This is a genomic window from Pseudomonas frederiksbergensis (genome assembly GCF_035751725.1).
Classification (GTDB): Bacteria; Pseudomonadota; Gammaproteobacteria; order Pseudomonadales; family Pseudomonadaceae; genus Aquipseudomonas; species Aquipseudomonas frederiksbergensis_A.
Genome location: NZ_CP142104.1, coordinates 4,033,157 through 4,048,427 on the forward strand (window position 1 = coordinate 4,033,157; position 15,271 = coordinate 4,048,427).

General features: G+C 59.7%; 20 protein-coding genes. 9 read left to right on the forward strand and 11 right to left on the reverse strand.

The annotated features are described in order from the left end of the window. Positions 1 to 208 precede the first annotated feature (208 nt). A complete protein-coding gene (locus tag VQ575_RS17845) occupies positions 209 to 757 on the forward strand; it encodes an RNA polymerase factor sigma-70 (RefSeq protein ID WP_039589001.1) in 549 nt (182 codons plus the stop codon). Between the two features lie 61 nt (positions 758 to 818). On the opposite strand, the gene VQ575_RS17850 is transcribed toward VQ575_RS17845, so the two are convergent. The 3 genes from VQ575_RS17850 to VQ575_RS17860 form a co-directional block, all read right to left on the reverse strand. Continuing rightward, positions 819 to 1,832 carry a GNAT family N-acetyltransferase gene (locus VQ575_RS17850; RefSeq protein ID WP_325918129.1) on the reverse strand — a complete coding sequence of 338 codons (1,014 nt, stop codon included), beginning with the start codon at positions 1,830 to 1,832 and terminating at the stop codon, positions 819 to 821. Positions 1,833 to 1,899: 67 nt separating this feature from the next. After that, positions 1,900 to 2,673: a substrate-binding periplasmic protein gene (locus VQ575_RS17855; RefSeq protein ID WP_039588999.1), complete on the reverse strand. Its 774-nt coding sequence runs from the start codon at positions 2,671 to 2,673 to the stop codon at positions 1,900 to 1,902. A 94-nt stretch (positions 2,674 to 2,767) separates the two neighbouring features. After that, complete coding sequence (locus VQ575_RS17860) at positions 2,768 to 3,394, reverse strand: TetR/AcrR family transcriptional regulator (protein WP_039588997.1); 627 nt, start codon at positions 3,392 to 3,394, stop codon at positions 2,768 to 2,770. A 213-nt stretch (positions 3,395 to 3,607) separates the two neighbouring features. Between VQ575_RS17860 and VQ575_RS17865 the strand changes: the two genes are divergently transcribed. Both VQ575_RS17865 and ppnP read left to right on the forward strand, forming a co-directional pair. Further along, complete coding sequence (locus tag VQ575_RS17865; protein WP_045155476.1) at positions 3,608 to 4,150, forward strand: 3'-5' exonuclease; 543 nt, start codon at positions 3,608 to 3,610, stop codon at positions 4,148 to 4,150. Positions 4,151 to 4,229: 79 nt separating this feature from the next. Beyond that, entirely contained in the window at positions 4,230 to 4,514 is a 285-nt protein-coding gene (gene ppnP / locus VQ575_RS17870; RefSeq protein WP_003183665.1) for a pyrimidine/purine nucleoside phosphorylase, read from the forward strand. An 89-nt stretch (positions 4,515 to 4,603) separates the two neighbouring features. Here the strand turns inward: ppnP and VQ575_RS17875 are convergent, their stop codons facing one another. After that, positions 4,604 to 5,413, reverse strand: a complete 810-nt coding sequence (locus tag VQ575_RS17875) for an MOSC domain-containing protein (RefSeq protein WP_039588995.1) — start codon at positions 5,411 to 5,413, stop codon at positions 4,604 to 4,606. 72 nt (positions 5,414 to 5,485) lie between these two features. Continuing rightward, on the reverse strand, positions 5,486 to 6,409 hold the full coding sequence (locus VQ575_RS17880; protein ID WP_039588994.1) for a chemotaxis protein CheV: 924 nt from the start codon (positions 6,407 to 6,409) through the stop codon (positions 5,486 to 5,488). Positions 6,410 to 6,892: 483 nt separating this feature from the next. On the opposite strand from VQ575_RS17880, the gene VQ575_RS17885 reads away from it, so the two are divergent. The 3 genes from VQ575_RS17885 to VQ575_RS17895 all read left to right on the forward strand — a co-directional run bounded on the left by VQ575_RS17885 (position 6,893) and on the right by VQ575_RS17895 (position 9,135). Beyond that, positions 6,893 to 7,360, forward strand: a complete 468-nt coding sequence (locus VQ575_RS17885; RefSeq protein WP_039588993.1) for a hypothetical protein — start codon at positions 6,893 to 6,895, stop codon at positions 7,358 to 7,360. Between the two features lie 225 nt (positions 7,361 to 7,585). Further along, entirely contained in the window at positions 7,586 to 8,479 is an 894-nt protein-coding gene (locus VQ575_RS17890) for a sensor histidine kinase (RefSeq protein WP_039588992.1), read from the forward strand. Continuing rightward, positions 8,476 to 9,135, forward strand: coding sequence for a response regulator (locus tag VQ575_RS17895; RefSeq protein ID WP_039588991.1), 660 nt, complete (start codon positions 8,476 to 8,478; stop codon positions 9,133 to 9,135). The genes VQ575_RS17890 and VQ575_RS17895 overlap by 4 nt, the downstream gene beginning before the upstream one ends. On the opposite strand, the gene yegS is transcribed toward VQ575_RS17895, so the two are convergent. Next, the gene (gene yegS, locus VQ575_RS17900) at positions 9,119 to 10,036 is read right to left on the reverse strand and encodes a lipid kinase YegS (RefSeq protein WP_039588990.1); all 918 of its coding nucleotides are present in this window, start codon (positions 10,034 to 10,036) and stop codon (positions 9,119 to 9,121) included. The two genes, VQ575_RS17895 and yegS, sit on opposite strands and share 17 nt — an antisense overlap. A gap of 344 nt (positions 10,037 to 10,380) precedes the next feature. Between yegS and VQ575_RS17905 the strand changes: the two genes are divergently transcribed. After that, positions 10,381 to 10,686 (forward strand): hypothetical protein, encoded by a 306-nt coding sequence (locus tag VQ575_RS17905; RefSeq protein WP_230633440.1) that lies wholly within the window; start codon positions 10,381 to 10,383, stop codon positions 10,684 to 10,686. Between the two features lie 59 nt (positions 10,687 to 10,745). Here the strand turns inward: VQ575_RS17905 and VQ575_RS17910 are convergent, their stop codons facing one another. Then, positions 10,746 to 11,933 carry a molybdopterin molybdotransferase MoeA gene (locus VQ575_RS17910; RefSeq protein WP_196304761.1) on the reverse strand — a complete coding sequence of 396 codons (1,188 nt, stop codon included), beginning with the start codon at positions 11,931 to 11,933 and terminating at the stop codon, positions 10,746 to 10,748. A 22-nt stretch (positions 11,934 to 11,955) separates the two neighbouring features. Then, positions 11,956 to 12,495 carry a molybdenum cofactor biosynthesis protein B gene (gene moaB / locus VQ575_RS17915; RefSeq protein ID WP_039588988.1) on the reverse strand — a complete coding sequence of 180 codons (540 nt, stop codon included), beginning with the start codon at positions 12,493 to 12,495 and terminating at the stop codon, positions 11,956 to 11,958. Between the two features lie 78 nt (positions 12,496 to 12,573). On the opposite strand from moaB, the gene mobA reads away from it, so the two are divergent. Continuing rightward, positions 12,574 to 13,176, forward strand: a complete 603-nt coding sequence (gene mobA, locus VQ575_RS17920; RefSeq protein ID WP_039588987.1) for a molybdenum cofactor guanylyltransferase MobA — start codon at positions 12,574 to 12,576, stop codon at positions 13,174 to 13,176. A gap of 75 nt (positions 13,177 to 13,251) precedes the next feature. Beyond that, positions 13,252 to 13,473, forward strand: a complete 222-nt coding sequence (locus VQ575_RS17925; protein WP_039588986.1) for a YgdI/YgdR family lipoprotein — start codon at positions 13,252 to 13,254, stop codon at positions 13,471 to 13,473. Between the two features lie 77 nt (positions 13,474 to 13,550). Here the strand turns inward: VQ575_RS17925 and VQ575_RS17930 are convergent, their stop codons facing one another. The 3 genes from VQ575_RS17930 to VQ575_RS17940 all read right to left on the reverse strand — a co-directional run bounded on the left by VQ575_RS17930 (position 13,551) and on the right by VQ575_RS17940 (position 15,162). Continuing rightward, positions 13,551 to 14,441 carry a pseudouridine synthase gene (locus VQ575_RS17930; protein ID WP_325918130.1) on the reverse strand — a complete coding sequence of 297 codons (891 nt, stop codon included), beginning with the start codon at positions 14,439 to 14,441 and terminating at the stop codon, positions 13,551 to 13,553. Between the two features lie 72 nt (positions 14,442 to 14,513). After that, positions 14,514 to 14,834, reverse strand: a complete 321-nt coding sequence (locus tag VQ575_RS17935) for a transcriptional regulator (RefSeq protein WP_325919898.1) — start codon at positions 14,832 to 14,834, stop codon at positions 14,514 to 14,516. 91 nt (positions 14,835 to 14,925) lie between these two features. Further along, positions 14,926 to 15,162, reverse strand: coding sequence for a glutaredoxin family protein (locus tag VQ575_RS17940; protein ID WP_325918131.1), 237 nt, complete (start codon positions 15,160 to 15,162; stop codon positions 14,926 to 14,928). Positions 15,163 to 15,271: the final 109 nt, after the last annotated feature.

Here is a 15,271-nt window from a genome sequence, read left to right on the forward strand (position 1 = left end):
CGAACCCTGTTCCCACGCAGGTACCAGACCTGCGGACCACCGCGCACCGCGGCAATGAGTCGCAGCCTGGGGAGCTGGACTTCCGCCCATCAATAATTCTTCTTCTCAATTGACAATAATTATCATTAAGCCTAATTTGGCCGTCGATGCGTAGGACATGTCCGCCAGACCGGTCGTCCTGCTAACTATTTGCAGCAAGGTGAATTCCATGACGGAACAAGTATCCACAAGCAGGTGCGACTCACCGCTACTCCAGGCATTCGTCGATAACCGAACCATCCTGGTCAAGATCGCAGCGCGTATCACTGGCTGCCGATCTCGCGCCGAAGATGTCGTCCAGGATGCCTTTTTCCGGTTGCAATCGGCGCCCCAGATCACCTCATCCTTCAAGGCCCAGCTCAGTTACCTGTTCCAGATCGTGCGCAACCTGGCCATCGATCATTACCGCAAGCAAGCGCTGGAACAGAAATACTCGGGGCCGGAAGAGGAAGGGCTGAACGTGGTGATCCAGGGTGCGTCGCCGGAGACGTCTCACATCAACTTTTCCACCCTTGAGCACATTGCCGAAGCATTGACCGAGTTGCCCAGCCGCACCCGTTACGCCTTCGAGATGTATCGCCTGCATGGCGTACCGCAGAAGGACATCGCCAAGGAATTGGGGGTCTCGCCGACCTTGGTGAACTTCATGATTCGCGACGCGCTGGTGCATTGCCGCAAGGTGTCTGGGGTGCGTGGGGATACGTTTGCACGGCGGTGATCCATTGATTTGCCGATGCCCATGTGGGAGCGGGTCCGCTCCCACAGTGACCTGCCCCATCTCACATCAACGAACACCGATCAAAAAACCGCTCCCGCCCCAGGATCATCAACGCCGCTCGCTTGTGCGGAAAATCGAACTCCTTTTCGCAGTGAAAGCACTGGTTGTGCAAATGCCCGATCATTCGAGCATTGTCAGCCCTGGGCTCGGCTACCACGCGTTGGGTACGCGGGTCGTCCAGAAACAGATAATGCACCAGTGCCGATAACCAGCTGGCGACCTTATGCGGGCCGCGGTGTTGTCCTTCACCCACCAGCATATGGATGCCACGGTCATAATCGTCAGCCGGGTAGAACGGCGCGATTCGATCTTCCTTGGCCCAATACGCTTCGAAATACGCGAATGGCTGGTCGTCGAAACAGCCGATCAATGTCAGGACCCGAGGGTCGTGCTGCAATTGGCTCAAGTACTCGCGATGCTGCTCCAGGCTGCCCTCCTCCTGCCAGAAGCTGGCGACCCGAGGGCTGTTTTGCCAACGGTTGAAACGCGCCAGGTCCTGCTCGATTTCAAGGGTTCGCAAGGACACCCAGGCACCCAGCCGCGCATCGAAGCGGCGGTACACCTCGCCACGCGGCTTGATCGGCCTGCGGGGATGTCGCTTGCCATCGGTGATGATCATCTGTTGCGGATAACTGCCGCTGAACGACACCCCTAGCCAGGGCTGCGGCAATTGCCAGAACAGCGTGCGCTCGCATGCGTATTCGTTGGGGTGCGCGGTGGCGACCAGCAGGCCGCTGAGCAATGCTTCGCCGGGATGTTCGTCGAGGTGCCAGACCAGGCACTGGCAACCTGGATCCCGGGTGAACAGCCAATAGCAGGCCGCCCAGAGTGCCGGCCCCACTGGGCGATCGTTGGTTTCCTGCAAACGCACATGCAACGGCGAGCCACGTTCCAGGCGCAGCTGGATCAATGGCGCGCCTTCGAGCATCAGGCTCAGGTGACGTTCGGTTTCATCGGCGCCGAGGCAACGACCACCGGGCAAGGGCAGCGTTGCTGGAGGATTGAGGTCAGGCATTGAAGGCTCGCGTATTCGTCGGTAATCAACGAGTGACGTGAGCCGGTAGGGGAAATTTAGTGTCGCTTCAGTGGTGATGGGTCGACACCAGCTCGATCTGGTAAGGGTTGAAAATTTCCAGCAACTGGCCGTTGTCTCGCAACTTGCCCAGCAATTGCCCGAACGCCTCGCTGGAAATTGGCGCCTGTGGCCGGATCAAGGCGTAGTGGTGATAGACCTGGTCGACACGCTCGGATACGAGCAGTTGCGGAGCGAATTGAGGATTGCGCAACAGATAGTCGCTGAGGTACGAGCGGGTCACCAACGCAACGTCCGCGCGCCCGCGCAAGACCATTTGCAGATTGCTGTCGTGGGAGTAAGTCAACGTGGCGTTGAACTGGCCAATGAGGAATTTGGGATCGGCATTGAATTCGGCGAAAGCGTAGTGATAACCGCTGAACAGCGCCAACCGCTTGGCCCTAAGGTCGGCGAAATAGCTCTGCTGGCGTTCAGGCAAACGCTGGGCCACAAAGATTTCCGCGTCTTCCAGCCCCATGTCTACCGTTGTGTGCGGCACATCCTTCCAGCCCCACTCCGGGTTTTCGAAGATTGCCATGTCGACCCGGCCTTGCTTGAAATCGTTGAAACGCCGCGGAATCGAAGTGGGTACGAGTACGAACTGGTAGTCGGTCTGGGAGCGATTCAACGCCTCGACCAGTTGCGGTAGCAGACCGGTGTCGGCACCATTTTCGGGGCGAACGGTATAGGGCGGGAAATGTGCTGCGCCGATCCGGACCAGTTGCGCCGCCTCGACGGGCACCATCCATAAAAAGACCAGAGCAGCCAGAACTCGCGAGGTCATCCCCATCGGCGAAAACGTCAAGATAACCACTCCCCAGAAGTATTCTTCAATATGTTCACGCTAGGCGGTTTGAGGCGCTTAGCCAGCCGCTCGCTTATTGTTTTTCTTTCAGTACCAGAATCAATGCCTGTTCAGCCAGTTGATCAAGGCTCAGGCTGCCTTCGGCGCGAAACCACGTGGTGGTCCAGGACAACGCGCCTGTCAGGAAACGCCGGGTAACGGCTACGTCTCCGCGAATATACCCGGCCTCCTTGGCCTCTCCCAGGACTTCAAGCCACACACGTTCGTAGATATCACGCAGGGCCAGCACCTGCCGCTGCCCTTGCTCCGACAAGGAGCGCCACTCGTAGACCAGCACCGCCATCGCCTCGCCGTTTCCGCCCATGATCGATTGCAATTCGCAGCGGATCAACGCCAGCACCCGTTCGCGAACGCTTGAACCCTCGGCCAAGGCCGCGTGCATCAACGCGGTGTTGTAGCGGACGGTTTCTTCCATCACCGCACGCAGGATCTCCTCCTTGCTTTTGAAGTGATGAAAAATGCTGCCCGACTGAATGCCCACGGCACTCGCCAGATCGCGAACCGTGGTGCGCTCGAAGCCTTTATGGCGAAACAGGTGGGCGGCGGCCTGGAGCAGTTTGCCGCGAGCGCTGTCCGGATCGGTCAGCTGCCCGCCGTCGACCAGCTCACGCATCACGTCCAGGGCTTTTTGCTCGTCCACCGACTTTGCTCCTCAATCGAACGATCAATGCGCGGCCACTATCAAAACGCCAGCGACACGGCAATTTAAGCTGGCCGGGGCAACCAAGCAAGCGCTCGGGCGCAAGAACCTGCGCTCGGCTCCGTGGGTCGGCGCGTCAAGACAGGACTAGGCGGATGCGCCGGGTTTGACTACGCTCAAAGCCATCAGCACGCCGATACCGGGAACTCTGCAATGCCTCACTGGCTGGTGATTGATCTGGAGGCCACCACCGATGAAGGTGGCTGGCCGGTAACCGAAATGGAAATTATCGAAATCGGCGCGACCCTGGTGAATCGAGACGGCCGGGAAATTGATCATTTCCAGCGGTTCGTTCGGCCACTGAGACGACCGTTGCTCACCTCTTTCTGTCGCTCGCTGACCCATATCAGCCAGGCCAACATCGACAGTGCCGCCCCCCTGACCGAGGTCTGGCCGGCGTTCGAGCATTGGCTCGCGCCCTACCACGCCAAGCTCGAAGGCTGGGTCAGCTGGGGTGATTACGATCGCAAGCAACTGCTTCAGGAATGGCAGCAACAGCAACTGCACAGCGTCCTCGGCCACGTGCCGCACATGAATCTCAAGCAGCGTTTTGCCAAGGCCCGTCGGTTGGAGCGGCCGTTGGGGCTCAATGGCGCGCTGCAACTGGCCGGGCTGCAATTTTGCGGGCAACAGCACCGCGCGCTGGAGGACGCCCGCAATACAGCACGATTATTGCCCTTGGTTCTGACGGGCTGAGCCGGCGCAGCAGATGACGGCCCGTGTGGCCTTGTGCATACTGGCCGGCCTTTTTCAGCCCTTTCTCGAGGAATCGCCCATGTTCAAAGTCAACGAGTACTTCGACGGCACCGTCAAGTCGATCGCGTTCGGCACTGCCGAAGGCCCCGCGACCATCGGCGTCATGGCACCGGGCGAATACGAATTCGGTACCGCCCAGCGGGAGATCATGCATGTCGTTTCGGGCGCCCTGACCGTGAAACTGCCTGACAGCACCGACTGGGAAACCTTCGCGGCCGGCAGCCAGTTCAATGTCCCGGCCAACAGCAAGTTCCAGCTCAAGGTCGCGGTCGACACGGCTTACCTGTGCGAATATCGCGGCTGAGTCGAGCGGTAGCGGGGAGGTTTACTCCCCTCGCGCAAAAGCGATTGGTGATAAACAAAAATGCCCGTGTCCAACGACACGGGCATTTTTTATTCCAGCACTTCTACCGGCATGCCTACTTCGAGGCTGCCATGACCGTCGTTCACCAGGTTCTGGCCGAACATCGCGCCGTCCGGAGTAGACCGATACTGCTGCAGCGTTGCGAAAGGCTCGCGCTGCGGATCGCGCTCACCGGTCTGCGGATCGATCGTGGTCATGATGCAGCGCGAGCACGGCTTGACCACCCGGAACTCCACATCGCCGATGCGAATCCGCTTCCAACCATCCTCCGCGAACGCCTCGCTGCCCTCGACCACCAGGTTCGGACGAAAGCGCAGCATTTCCAGCGGGCGACCGACCCTGCCAGACAGATCCTGCAATGAAGCCTGGCCAATCAACAGCAAGGGGAAACCGTCGGCGAAGGCAACCTTGTCATCGTCCTTGCCATAACCGGCGGCCGTCGTGCGGGCCAATTCCACCGGCACGTGGACCAGCCGGGTAGGACTGCCGATAAATGCGCTGACCCATGCCGCCGCCTCGTCACCGGCATCCGGTACGCGCAGCGTGTCACGCCAGATAATCACGCCCCGCCGTTGTTCTTCGAGGAAAGGCGGCAGCGGCACTTCGATGGCGCCATGGCCCGGCGCGCTGAGCGTCAGGCCACCCGCCTCGTTCCACAGCGCCGAGAGCTGGCTCATCTTCGCCACGGCCCGCTGGGTCAGGAACCGGCCGCTGGCCTCGTCCACCAGCATCCAGCGCCGATCACCGTCGAGCCCGAGCTTGTCCAGGCCAATCCCTTGCAATGGCTGGCCCTTGCCGGACTTCAATGGATAACGGTACAGCGCGCTCAGCCGCAACATGGTCGACTTCCCTGGGAGGCGAAAAAACGCAACCTTATACGAGCCGGTCGACGAAGCAAACCTCGATTGGCCTCAGTCGAGCATCAACCGCTGGCGCACCACATCGACGAGCTTGTCCGGCTGGAACTTGGAGAGGAAATTGTCACAGCCGACCTTCTTGACCATCGAGTCGTTGAAGCTTCCGGACAACGAGGTATGCAATACCACGTAGAGCCCACGCAGGCGTGGGTCGTTGCGGATTTCGGTGGTCAGGCGATAACCGTCCATTTCGGGCATTTCCGCGTCGGTGAAGATCATCAGCAGCTTGTCGGTCATCACCTCGCCGGAATCAGCCCAGGCCTTGAGCATGTTCAGCGCCTTCAAGCCGTCGCTGGCGATGTGCATCTTCACGCCCAACTGGCCCAGGGTGTCGCGCAACTGAGAAAGCGCGACATTGGAGTCGTCCACCAGCAAGACCTCGCGGCCACGGGCGCGCTCCAGCACCGGATCCTCGAGTTTGTCCCGGGAAACCTTGGCGTTGTACGGAACGATCTCCGCCAGGACTTTTTCCACGTCGATGATTTCCACCAACTGGTCGTCCACTTTGCTGATGGCCGTCAGGTAATGCTCGCGACCGGCGCTGGTCGGGGGCGGCAGGATCGCTTCCCAGTTCATGTTGACGATGCGATCGACGCCGCCCACCAGGAACGCCTGGACCGAGCGGTTGTACTCCGTGACGATGATGGTGCTGTTCGGCCCTGGCACCAGCGGACGCATGCCGATGGCCTGGGACAGATCGATGACCGGCAACGTCTGGCCCCGCAGGTTGACCACGCCGCAGACGAATGGATGGCGCTGGGGCATCAAGGTCAGCTTCGGCAGTTGCAACACTTCCTGGACCTTGAACACGTTAATGGCGAACAATTGCCGTCCTGCCAGGCGGAACATGAGAATTTCCAGGCGATTCTCACCCACCAGTTGGGTTCGTTGATCTACTGTGTCGAGAATGCCGGCCATCGATGACTCCTGGGCTTGTTCGGATGAATCTTATAAAGGCTCTATCGGCTGCCAGAGCCGGTTCTTGACCCCGATATGAAATACCGTCGCGGGGGATTGATGTCACATTAACATCATGCTTTACTGGCGTTCCGTTTTCCCCCGTTATTATTTCGCTGCGCGACTCCATTCTGCGCACAAAGTTCCCCTGCCTAAGGGATTCCCCTAGGCACAATCAGGTCCAACCTGATATTCCCGCTATCCAATAGCCATTAATGTGACGCCATTCTCATTGCTGAACGGAGTCAGGCTTTTGTGCGCCACTGCAGGACATCGGACCTCAAGCCTTCCGGCCGATCCCGCCCGTGCAATCGTTCGCGATCAGCAGGCCTTTGCCGAACGGCATGGGCTCGCCGGGCGTCTTCGTTCGTCAACAGCCATGAGATCCAACCGTTCGCCACGCGCGAGTTACTTTTCGCCTGACATGATGTTGTGGAGATAAGCATGCCGAACGATCGCAAGAATTGGAGCCAGCGCCTTCCTGAGTTCCTGATCGAAGCCGAGACCCTCTTGGCCAAGTCGGAAGAGTGCCTGAGCCACCTGCAATTGATCAGCAATGACAAAGACGCCATTGATTGCATGCTCAGTACGCTGTTGAAGCTGGCGAACAAGGCCGATGCGCTGGCGCTGGAGGCCGTTTCGGAGTTCTCGTTGCACATCCACGGCTTGCTCAGCCATGCGCAAGACATGGAACTGCACGAACAGGCACTGGGCGCGCTGAAGGATTGCTTCACGCTCATGGCCTGGCAATTGGAGCTGGTCGACCACACCACCGGCAAACTGGGCTTGGACAGCAGCGAACAGACCTCACTCATCGAAGCCTTCGCCTTCCAGGTGGGCCAGAACCCCTGCCAGGCGTTGCAACCACCGCGCCCGCTGGCATTGGTGCCCTTCGTCCAGAAACAAGCATGAGCGTGCTTGTAGCACCCCGCGTCCCTGTGCCTGGTTCCTCGAGCTTTCCGGTCGCCAAGCCGAGCGCGACCAACGATATTTGAAGTGGTACTATGTCTCGCGTCAGTCGCTTCAACCAGCCGCCGCCAACTGAAGCCGTCCCCGACCTGAAACGTTTACCCGACCCGGCCCGTCAGATGCGCTGACCGGCTTGCCCGCAGCGAACATCCATTGGCTCCATCCGCTATGTACGCCAGCTTCAAGTCATTCATTTCCTGGCCACCCTCCCGAGAAAACGCCCGCCGGTTCACACTGTTCCTGTGCATCTGCTCGACCCTCGGTTGCCTGCTGGCTTACTTGTCGGCCCTCACGGTGCCGTTGAGCTTGCTGGCGTTGAATGTTGCGGCCCTTGCCTGTGTCTGGATCCACTACCGGTTGTCACGAAAGTCCATCAAGTTCCAGCCGCAGGAACTCGCTGACCGGCTGCTTGAGGTTCAGGAAAATGAGCGTCATCGGCTCAGCCGGGAATTGCACGACGATATCGGTCAATTATTGACAGCGGCAAAGCTGCAAAGCGAATGGCTCAAGCGCCGCATGCCGGAAGAGCTGCGGAGCCAGTGCTCGGTTCTCAGCGAGACGCTCGACGAAACGCTGAACAAAGTGCGCGACGTGTCGGCGATCCTCAATCCAAGACAACTGACCAGCCTGGGACTCGAAGCCAGCCTACGCGCCCATCTGCTCAAGACCCTGGCAAATACGCCGGTCAACTGGAGCCTGGATTGCCAGCAGCGCATGACCGGTATACCGGAAGAAATGACCGTAGCGGCTTTTCGGATTACCCAGGAAGCGGTCACCAACATCCTGCGCCACGCCCAGGCAAAGAACCTGCTGGTGCGCCTGCAACGACTGCCCGAAGGGCTGACATTGCTGATCAGTGATGACGGCCAGGGGTTTGTCCCCGCTCCCCATCCCGCTCGTGAAGGGCAACGCGGCATGGCCGGCATGTCGGAGCGAGTCGAACAACTGGGCGGCACGCTCAAGGTAACCAGCGAGACCGGCAAAGGCACGCATATCGAAGCTCGTTTTCCGTGGGCGCCTCGCACCCTGGAACGGGCCAGCAAGAATAAGGTTCTCCATTGACTTGTAATTTGCTTTTGGTAGATGACCATTCGCTGATCAGGGCCGGTGTACGCGCCCTGGTCCTCGACCTGCCTGGCTACGCCGTGGTCGGCGAAGCCAACGACGGCGCACAATTGTTGGGGCTGGTGGAGCGACTCAACCCCGATATCGTGCTGCTGGATATTTCCATGAAAGACACCAGCGGCCTGCAAGCCTTGCAACAACTCAAGCAGGTCCGCCCCCACAGCAAAGTGTTGATCCTGTCCATGCACACCGATCCAGAGGTGATCATGCAGGCACTGGAATCCGGCGCCCATGGGTATCTGCTCAAGGACGCCACCCCCACCGAACTGGAGCACGCCCTGGAAGCGCTACGCAACAACGAGCGCTACCTGAGCCCGGCCATCGCCCATACCGTGATCAACCAGGCGCTGACCCGGACCCAGAAACAGCAGCCCAATCCTGCCCAGACCCACAACTTGACGGCGCGCCAGCTGGAAATCCTGCGGCTGATCGTGCGCGGCAAGTCCACGCGGGAAATTGCCAACGGCCTCAGCCTGAGCATCAAGACGGTAGAGACCCATCGCGCCCAGATCATGAAGCGCCTGCAGATCCATGATGTGGCAGGCCTGGTGTTGTTTGCAGTGCGTGAGCAGATTATCAGCCTGGACGATTGAGCAGTCCGGGCGATCCCAACAGCGGCGAATCCGCCGGCAAATGCACCCGCAGAGCCTTGGGCCGCAAGGTAAAACGCAGCTTGTCGACCTGTAGGGGCTCGCCATCCAGATTGATATCCAGCCCTTGGGCTACCTTGATTTCCACCCAGGGCAAGCGTGCCCGCACGAACATGTTGTCAATTCCCAGGCCGCCGGCCAGCAGATCCTTCAGCGTGCTGACAACCTCTTGGGGCGCCGGCAGGATGCTGATGTCGAGTAGTCCATCGTCCGCCAACGCCTCAGGGCACAGCATATGGCCCCCACCGGCCTGCCGGCCATTGCCTATGCCCAATGCCAACAGATCACCGCGCCAGTGGAAACCAGGCCCTTGCAGTTCGCCATAGGCTGCGCTCAGCTCGCTGAATCGAGAAAGACCGGTAAACAGATAGGCGGCGCCGCCGAGCACTTTTTTCAGGTCTTCGGACGTGTTCGCCGTCACCTGGCTACCAAAGCCACCCGTCGCCATGTTAAGGAAAATCCTCCCGCCCACCTCCCCCACATCGACCGCCCTGGGCTCGACATCCAGCAGATCCAGGGCCTGCTCCGGCTCCAGCGGGACACCGGCCGCCCGGGAAAAATCGTTGGCGGTGCCCAGTGGCAGCAACACCAGGCTGGCATCGCCAGACTGCTGGACAATGGCCTCGGCAATATCTCGCAAGGTCCCATCGCCGCCACCGGCAATCAACCGTGTATATCCGGCGGCCATTGCTTCCTCGACGCACCGCCGGGCATCACCGGCTTCCCAGGTCAATCGAACCGCCAGGTCCCACCCGTGCTTGCGCTTGAGCATCACTGCGGCGCGAACCTCTTCGTTGAGCGCTTGCTTGCCATGCAGGATCAATAGCGCCTTGCCTTTGCTCATCGTCGTCTCCGTCATTGGAAGGATGGTTCAGGAAATGGGACCGCACATTCACTGGAAAAAGCCAGGGCCCCATTCAAATAAAAGACACGGTCTCGACCAGCCAATCCTACTGGGCCCGGACGGGCCTCCCCAGGGTATTTATTTATTCAAGGAATTTTCTTACGAGGCGTGGCGAATCAGCTCAATTGACCCCCTGGCCGTATTGAGACACCTTGGTTTCTGTCGCTTTGAACTGGCAAACGATCATTTAAACAAGGAAGAGTCACCCATGGATGGATATGTAATGGCCCCCAGAGGCCCGTTGAATCGCTTGATAAATCATGGCAACAGGGAAGGAGCGTCCTATGCGTAGCCATGAACGCAAGGTGCCGCCCCAGTTCGGACCGTACGCGAGCGAGCGAACCGACAAAAAAAACGAAGGTAAAAGTTGCAATAAACCCGCTGGAGGAATTGATTTGGAACCGCGTGTCGTTGAACTGGAAACCCACCTCAAATACATCCGCAGGGACATGGATGAAATCCGTACCGACGTAAAAGCGGTTCGCCACCGGCTAGCCTATCTGGCTGGCGCGGCGGCGGTAGTGGTCGGCCTGCTGGGCTGGGTCGCCAACAGCCGTTTCGATCAGTTGGTGACGCTGCTGTCGCGATAAGGGAACACCGCGAAGGCCCGACTCCAACTCGGGCCGTAACCGATGAGTTGCGATCAGGTTTAACCCAGCACTTCACTCAAAGGGATGAAGCCCACTTCATCGCCCTCGACCAGTGTCCGCCCTTCGAGGACTTCGACCAGTCCATCGGCCCAAGCCGCGCTGCGCAGGACTCCCGAACTCTGGTTGCGGTAGATAATGGCCCGGCCGTTCTCGATGCGGCCTCGCAAGTATTCCCGCCGACTGCCCGCCTTCGGCCAGGCAAAACCGGCTGGCACCTTGAACGTGAGCGGTGCCACTGAATGAACGCCTTGGCGTCGCAATAAATAAGGCCGCGCCAACAGAGCGAAAGTCACCAGCGTCGAAGCGGGGTTTCCTGGCAGGCCTATTACCGGCACACCACGAAAATGCCCGAACGTCAGGGGCTTTCCTGGCTTGATAGCGAGTTTCCAGAGTGTCAGCTCACCCTCTTCACGAAGCGCGACCCCCAGGAAGTCGGCTTCACCTACCGACACACCACCCGTAGACAGGATCAGGTCGACGTCCGACAACTGGGCCAGGCAATGGCGCGTGGCAGGCAGGTCATCGGGCAGGATTCCCGCATCGACGACCTCGCACCCCAGGCGTTGCAGCCAGCCACAGAGCAACACGCGATTGCTATTGTAGATCTGGCCCGCCCCCAGGGGCTGGCCAGGCTCCACAAGTTCATCGCCTGTGGACAAGACCGCCACGCGCACTTTTCGCACGACCGCCAGCGATGCACAGCCCAGGGATGCCGCCAGCCCCAGTTCGATCGGACCCAAGCGGGTGCCCGCGCAGAGCACCTGCTCCCCGACAGTCGTTTCCTGTCCTTGGGGGCGAATATTTTGTCCAATCGCCAGGGGCTGGGTGAACCTTACCCGCCCATCATCTTCAACGACGACATTTTCCTGCATCTCGACGCAATCGGCGCCGACCGGAATCGGCGCGCCGGTAAAGATCCGCGCGCAGGTTCCCGCTGCCAAAGGTTCCGGGGCCTGCCCCGCGAAGATCCGCTGGCTGACCGCAAGCGCCTCGCCGCGCGAGTCGGCCAGGCGCAAGGCGTAGCCGTCCATCGCGCTGTTGGGCCACGGGGGCAAGTCGAGCGTCGCCACGAGGTCTTCGGCAAGCACCCGACCCTGCGCTTGTGCCAAGGACACCCGCTCGCGCTGGACAATAGGCGAAGCTGCCGCACGCTCAAGCAAGCGCTCCAACGCGACCTCGACGGCCATCAAGGCGCCGGCCTTGCCCGGTTTACCCACGGGATTCACAAGGAGCCGCCTGTTTCAAATGGGCTACGAAGTTACATGGCCGGTGCCGCGCATCAAGCTGCTCGGCCAGGATGCCGTCCCATCCGGTGCGCACTGCATTGGTCGAGCCCGGCAGGCAGCACACCAACGTCCCGTTGGCCAGTCCCGCCAGAGCCCGGGACTGCACAGTGGAGGTGCCAATGTCGGCTACGGATATCTGCCGGAACAACTCACCAAAACCATCGACCTGTTTGTCCAACAGGCACGCAACGGCCTCGGGCGTACTGTCGCGGCCGGTAAAGCCGGTGCCTCCAGTGATCAGCACCACCTGCACCACCTCGTCGGCGATCCAGGCGGCGACTTGCGCGCGGATCTTGTACAGATCATCTTTGAGCAATACCCGCGCAGCGAGGTTGTGCCCAGCTGCCGAAAGCCGGTCGACGAAGACCTGCCCCGACGTGTCGGTTTCCAGGGTACGGGTGTCGCTGACAGTCAGCACCGCGATATTGAGCGGTACGAAAGGTACATCAGCCTTGGGTTTCATAGGCTCGTCCAGTTGTAGGGGAAACAGCCTGGTGTTATATCACAGCCCCCGTTCTTTTCGTCCGTGCGGAGACACGCCATGATCATGATCGATCCCCTGCCATCCTGTTCCATCCTGCTCCTGGCGGGGGGGCGAGGACAACGCATGGGCGGCCAGGATAAAGGTCTGCTGGAGTGGCAAGGCCGACCGCTGATTGCTCATCTGCACCGCAAGACCCGAGCCCTGAGCGATGACTTGATCATCTCCTGCAACCGCAACCGGGAACGTTACGCCATGTATGCCGACCAACTGGTTCATGACGAAGAGAGCGATTTTCCCGGCCCGCTGGCGGGCATCCGGGCGGGCCTGAGGGCGGCACGCCATCCGTACCTGTTGGTCTTGCCATGCGACGTGCCGCAAATCGACACGAGCCTGCTCCAAAGCATGCGCGAAACAGCAAGCCGAAACCCCGACAAGCCGCTGATGGTGCGTCATGGCGAACATTGGGAACCGCTGCTATGCGTCATCCCAAGCGCCTTGGCCGGGGCTTTCGAACAGGCGTGGAGCGAAGGCGAACGCAGCCCCGGCCGCATCATGCGCGCGCTGCACGCGGTCGCACTGCAATGTCCGCCCGATGATCCCCGGCTGGCCAATCTGAATACGCCGGAACTGCTTGTTCAACACAAAGGCGTGTCAGATTGACACTAGCCAGGAACTTGCGCGCGATGTATACGTCTGAAGGTCAGTAACTTGAAGAATCCCTTTTGGAGAAACACCATGACTCAACGGACCCTCGCTACTTTCATGCTCGCGCTGGGCCTCGCCACTCTTGCCGGGTGCGCATCGCCAACAGTGATTACCTTGAATGACGGTCGCGAAATCCAGGCCGTCGACACGCCGCACTATGATGAAGACAGCGGCTTCTATGAATTTGAACAGCTGGATGGCAAGCAGACCCGCGTGAACAAGGATCAGGTTCGTACCGTTAAAGACCTGTAATCCCCAGCGTCACCGCCAGATAAAGAAAAGCCCGCAATACTTATTGCGGGCTTTTTGTTGCCTGCTCGAAATGGCGGCTACCACCCCAACGAAATCCTACTTTCAAAAAACCGCTCCTGCCCCGTAAGCGGATCGACGAAACGCACACCCTGGGCCAGCAGCTTGAGCGGATTGGCATAATCGTCCTCGGCGTCCCGCACCACATCCGGATAGAACGGATCATTACAGATAGCCGCGCCCAAGGCGTTCATGTGAACCCGTAGCTGATGCTTTTTACCCGTGACTGGGTACAAGCCGTAGCGCCACAGGTCCCCGTTCCTTTCAAGCACTTCCATGGCCGTTTCGGTGTTGGGCTCACCCACCCCTTCCTTCATCCGGAAGAATGGCTCCCCATCGACCATCCGGCTTTTGTGCACGCGGGGAAAGGTCACCCCAGGCAACGCGGGAGCGATGGCCTGGTAGTACTTTTCAATCCGTCGCGTCGGAAACAAGGATTGAAAACGCGAGCGGGTGTCCGGGTTGGCTGAAAACAACACCAGCCCTGCCGTATGCCGATCGATTCGGTGCAAGGGCACCAGGTGAGGATTGTCCAGGCGACGAATCAACCGCCGCAACAACGTTTGCTCAACATACTCGCCCGCAGGGGTGACGGGCAGGAAATGCGGCTTGTCCGCCACGATCAGATGCTCGTCGACATGGAGAATCGACTCCACCACCGGAATCGGCTTTTCGTCGGGCACTTCCCGAAAGTAATGAATGCGCAGGCCCTCACGGTAAGGCAGGTCGGCTGGAATGGCCTTGCCCTCTGCGTCCAGTACCCGGCCACGGGCGATGCGGTCCTGCCACTGCTCGCGGCTGATTGCACTGAAATGCTCGCAGAGACAATCCAACACCGTCTGCCAGGCACCGGGCGGCAAATACAGCGTGCTGGCCTGATGCCGAGCTGCACAAAACGATGAATCGGACATTGATAACCCTTGAGCCTGTTGCGGGTTCGGCATTATCCGACAGTCACGCGGACCAGCCCAGCGATGATTGACTCAGGCGGTGATCGGCGTCGGTCGCGCCGCGGCTTCGGTGAATTCCTTCAACCAGCGCAGCACTTCGACCGCCTCCCAGCGCCCGGGATCGTACAGCGCATACAAAATCCCCTGATACCCCACCACATCCAGCTGCTTGTGGTAGCCGGCGCGCTGGAACAGCGCTTCTATCTCGGCAAAGCAGGTATTGAAGTGCAGCTTGTTGAAGGGGGTCTTGCCTTCGGTGACCAGCCCGTCCAGACGCAACTCCAGCACAGCCTCGTGCACAACCTCCACGGGCATCCGGTTCACGCTGTTTTTCAGTTGTTCGACATTGACCAAGGCATGCACTCCAGATAGCTGTATGGGCATACAGTAACCGAAGATCGTCTTTTCGCCAATCGCGCAATACCGACCCAACCGATGGAAGGTATCAACGTAGAAACGCGGCAACCTGATCTGAATCGAAGGGCCAGTTCAATTCCGCGCCCGAATCGATCCTGCGCAACACGGGAATGCGCAGGCCATAGGCTTCGAACAAGGCCTGGTTTTCGGCAATATCCACCAGCTCCACCAACAGTCCATGTTCGACGAAGGGCATCAGCTCCCCCTCGGCAACTTCACACAGATGGCAACCCAGGGTGCCGAAAAGCTGGCATTCAGGTGTCATGGCAGGTACCCAAAAAAGACAGACCGTCATTCTAGGCCCGCCCCACGCAACCGTCGAGCCGCGTACCATGTCGCAGAATGCCTTGGTAAAACGCTGACGCAAATCATTG

Bases quoted from the DNA above. Each gene is read 5' to 3' on its own strand.
- VQ575_RS17845 (WP_039589001.1), top strand. From the start codon at position 209: ATGACGGAACAAGTATCCACAAGCAGGTGCGACTCACCGCTACTCCAG.
- VQ575_RS17850 (WP_325918129.1), bottom strand. From the start codon at position 1,832: ATGCCTGACCTCAATCCTCCAGCAACGCTGCCCTTGCCCGGTGGTCGT.
- VQ575_RS17855 (WP_039588999.1), bottom strand. From the start codon at position 2,673: ATGACCTCGCGAGTTCTGGCTGCTCTGGTCTTTTTATGGATGGTGCCC.
- VQ575_RS17865 (WP_045155476.1), top strand. From the start codon at position 3,608: ATGCCTCACTGGCTGGTGATTGATCTGGAGGCCACCACCGATGAAGGT.
- ppnP (WP_003183665.1), top strand. From the start codon at position 4,230: ATGTTCAAAGTCAACGAGTACTTCGACGGCACCGTCAAGTCGATCGCG.
- VQ575_RS17875 (WP_039588995.1), bottom strand. From the start codon at position 5,413: ATGTTGCGGCTGAGCGCGCTGTACCGTTATCCATTGAAGTCCGGCAAG.
- VQ575_RS17880 (WP_039588994.1), bottom strand. From the start codon at position 6,409: ATGGCCGGCATTCTCGACACAGTAGATCAACGAACCCAACTGGTGGGT.
- VQ575_RS17885 (WP_039588993.1), top strand. From the start codon at position 6,893: ATGCCGAACGATCGCAAGAATTGGAGCCAGCGCCTTCCTGAGTTCCTG.
- VQ575_RS17890 (WP_039588992.1), top strand. From the start codon at position 7,586: ATGTACGCCAGCTTCAAGTCATTCATTTCCTGGCCACCCTCCCGAGAA.
- yegS (WP_039588990.1), bottom strand. From the start codon at position 10,036: ATGAGCAAAGGCAAGGCGCTATTGATCCTGCATGGCAAGCAAGCGCTC.
- VQ575_RS17905 (WP_230633440.1), top strand. From the start codon at position 10,381: ATGCGTAGCCATGAACGCAAGGTGCCGCCCCAGTTCGGACCGTACGCG.
- VQ575_RS17910 (WP_196304761.1), bottom strand. From the start codon at position 11,933: ATGGCCGTCGAGGTCGCGTTGGAGCGCTTGCTTGAGCGTGCGGCAGCT.
- moaB (WP_039588988.1), bottom strand. From the start codon at position 12,495: ATGAAACCCAAGGCTGATGTACCTTTCGTACCGCTCAATATCGCGGTG.
- mobA (WP_039588987.1), top strand. From the start codon at position 12,574: ATGATCATGATCGATCCCCTGCCATCCTGTTCCATCCTGCTCCTGGCG.
- VQ575_RS17925 (WP_039588986.1), top strand. From the start codon at position 13,252: ATGACTCAACGGACCCTCGCTACTTTCATGCTCGCGCTGGGCCTCGCC.
- VQ575_RS17930 (WP_325918130.1), bottom strand. From the start codon at position 14,441: ATGTCCGATTCATCGTTTTGTGCAGCTCGGCATCAGGCCAGCACGCTG.
- VQ575_RS17940 (WP_325918131.1), bottom strand. From the start codon at position 15,162: ATGACACCTGAATGCCAGCTTTTCGGCACCCTGGGTTGCCATCTGTGT.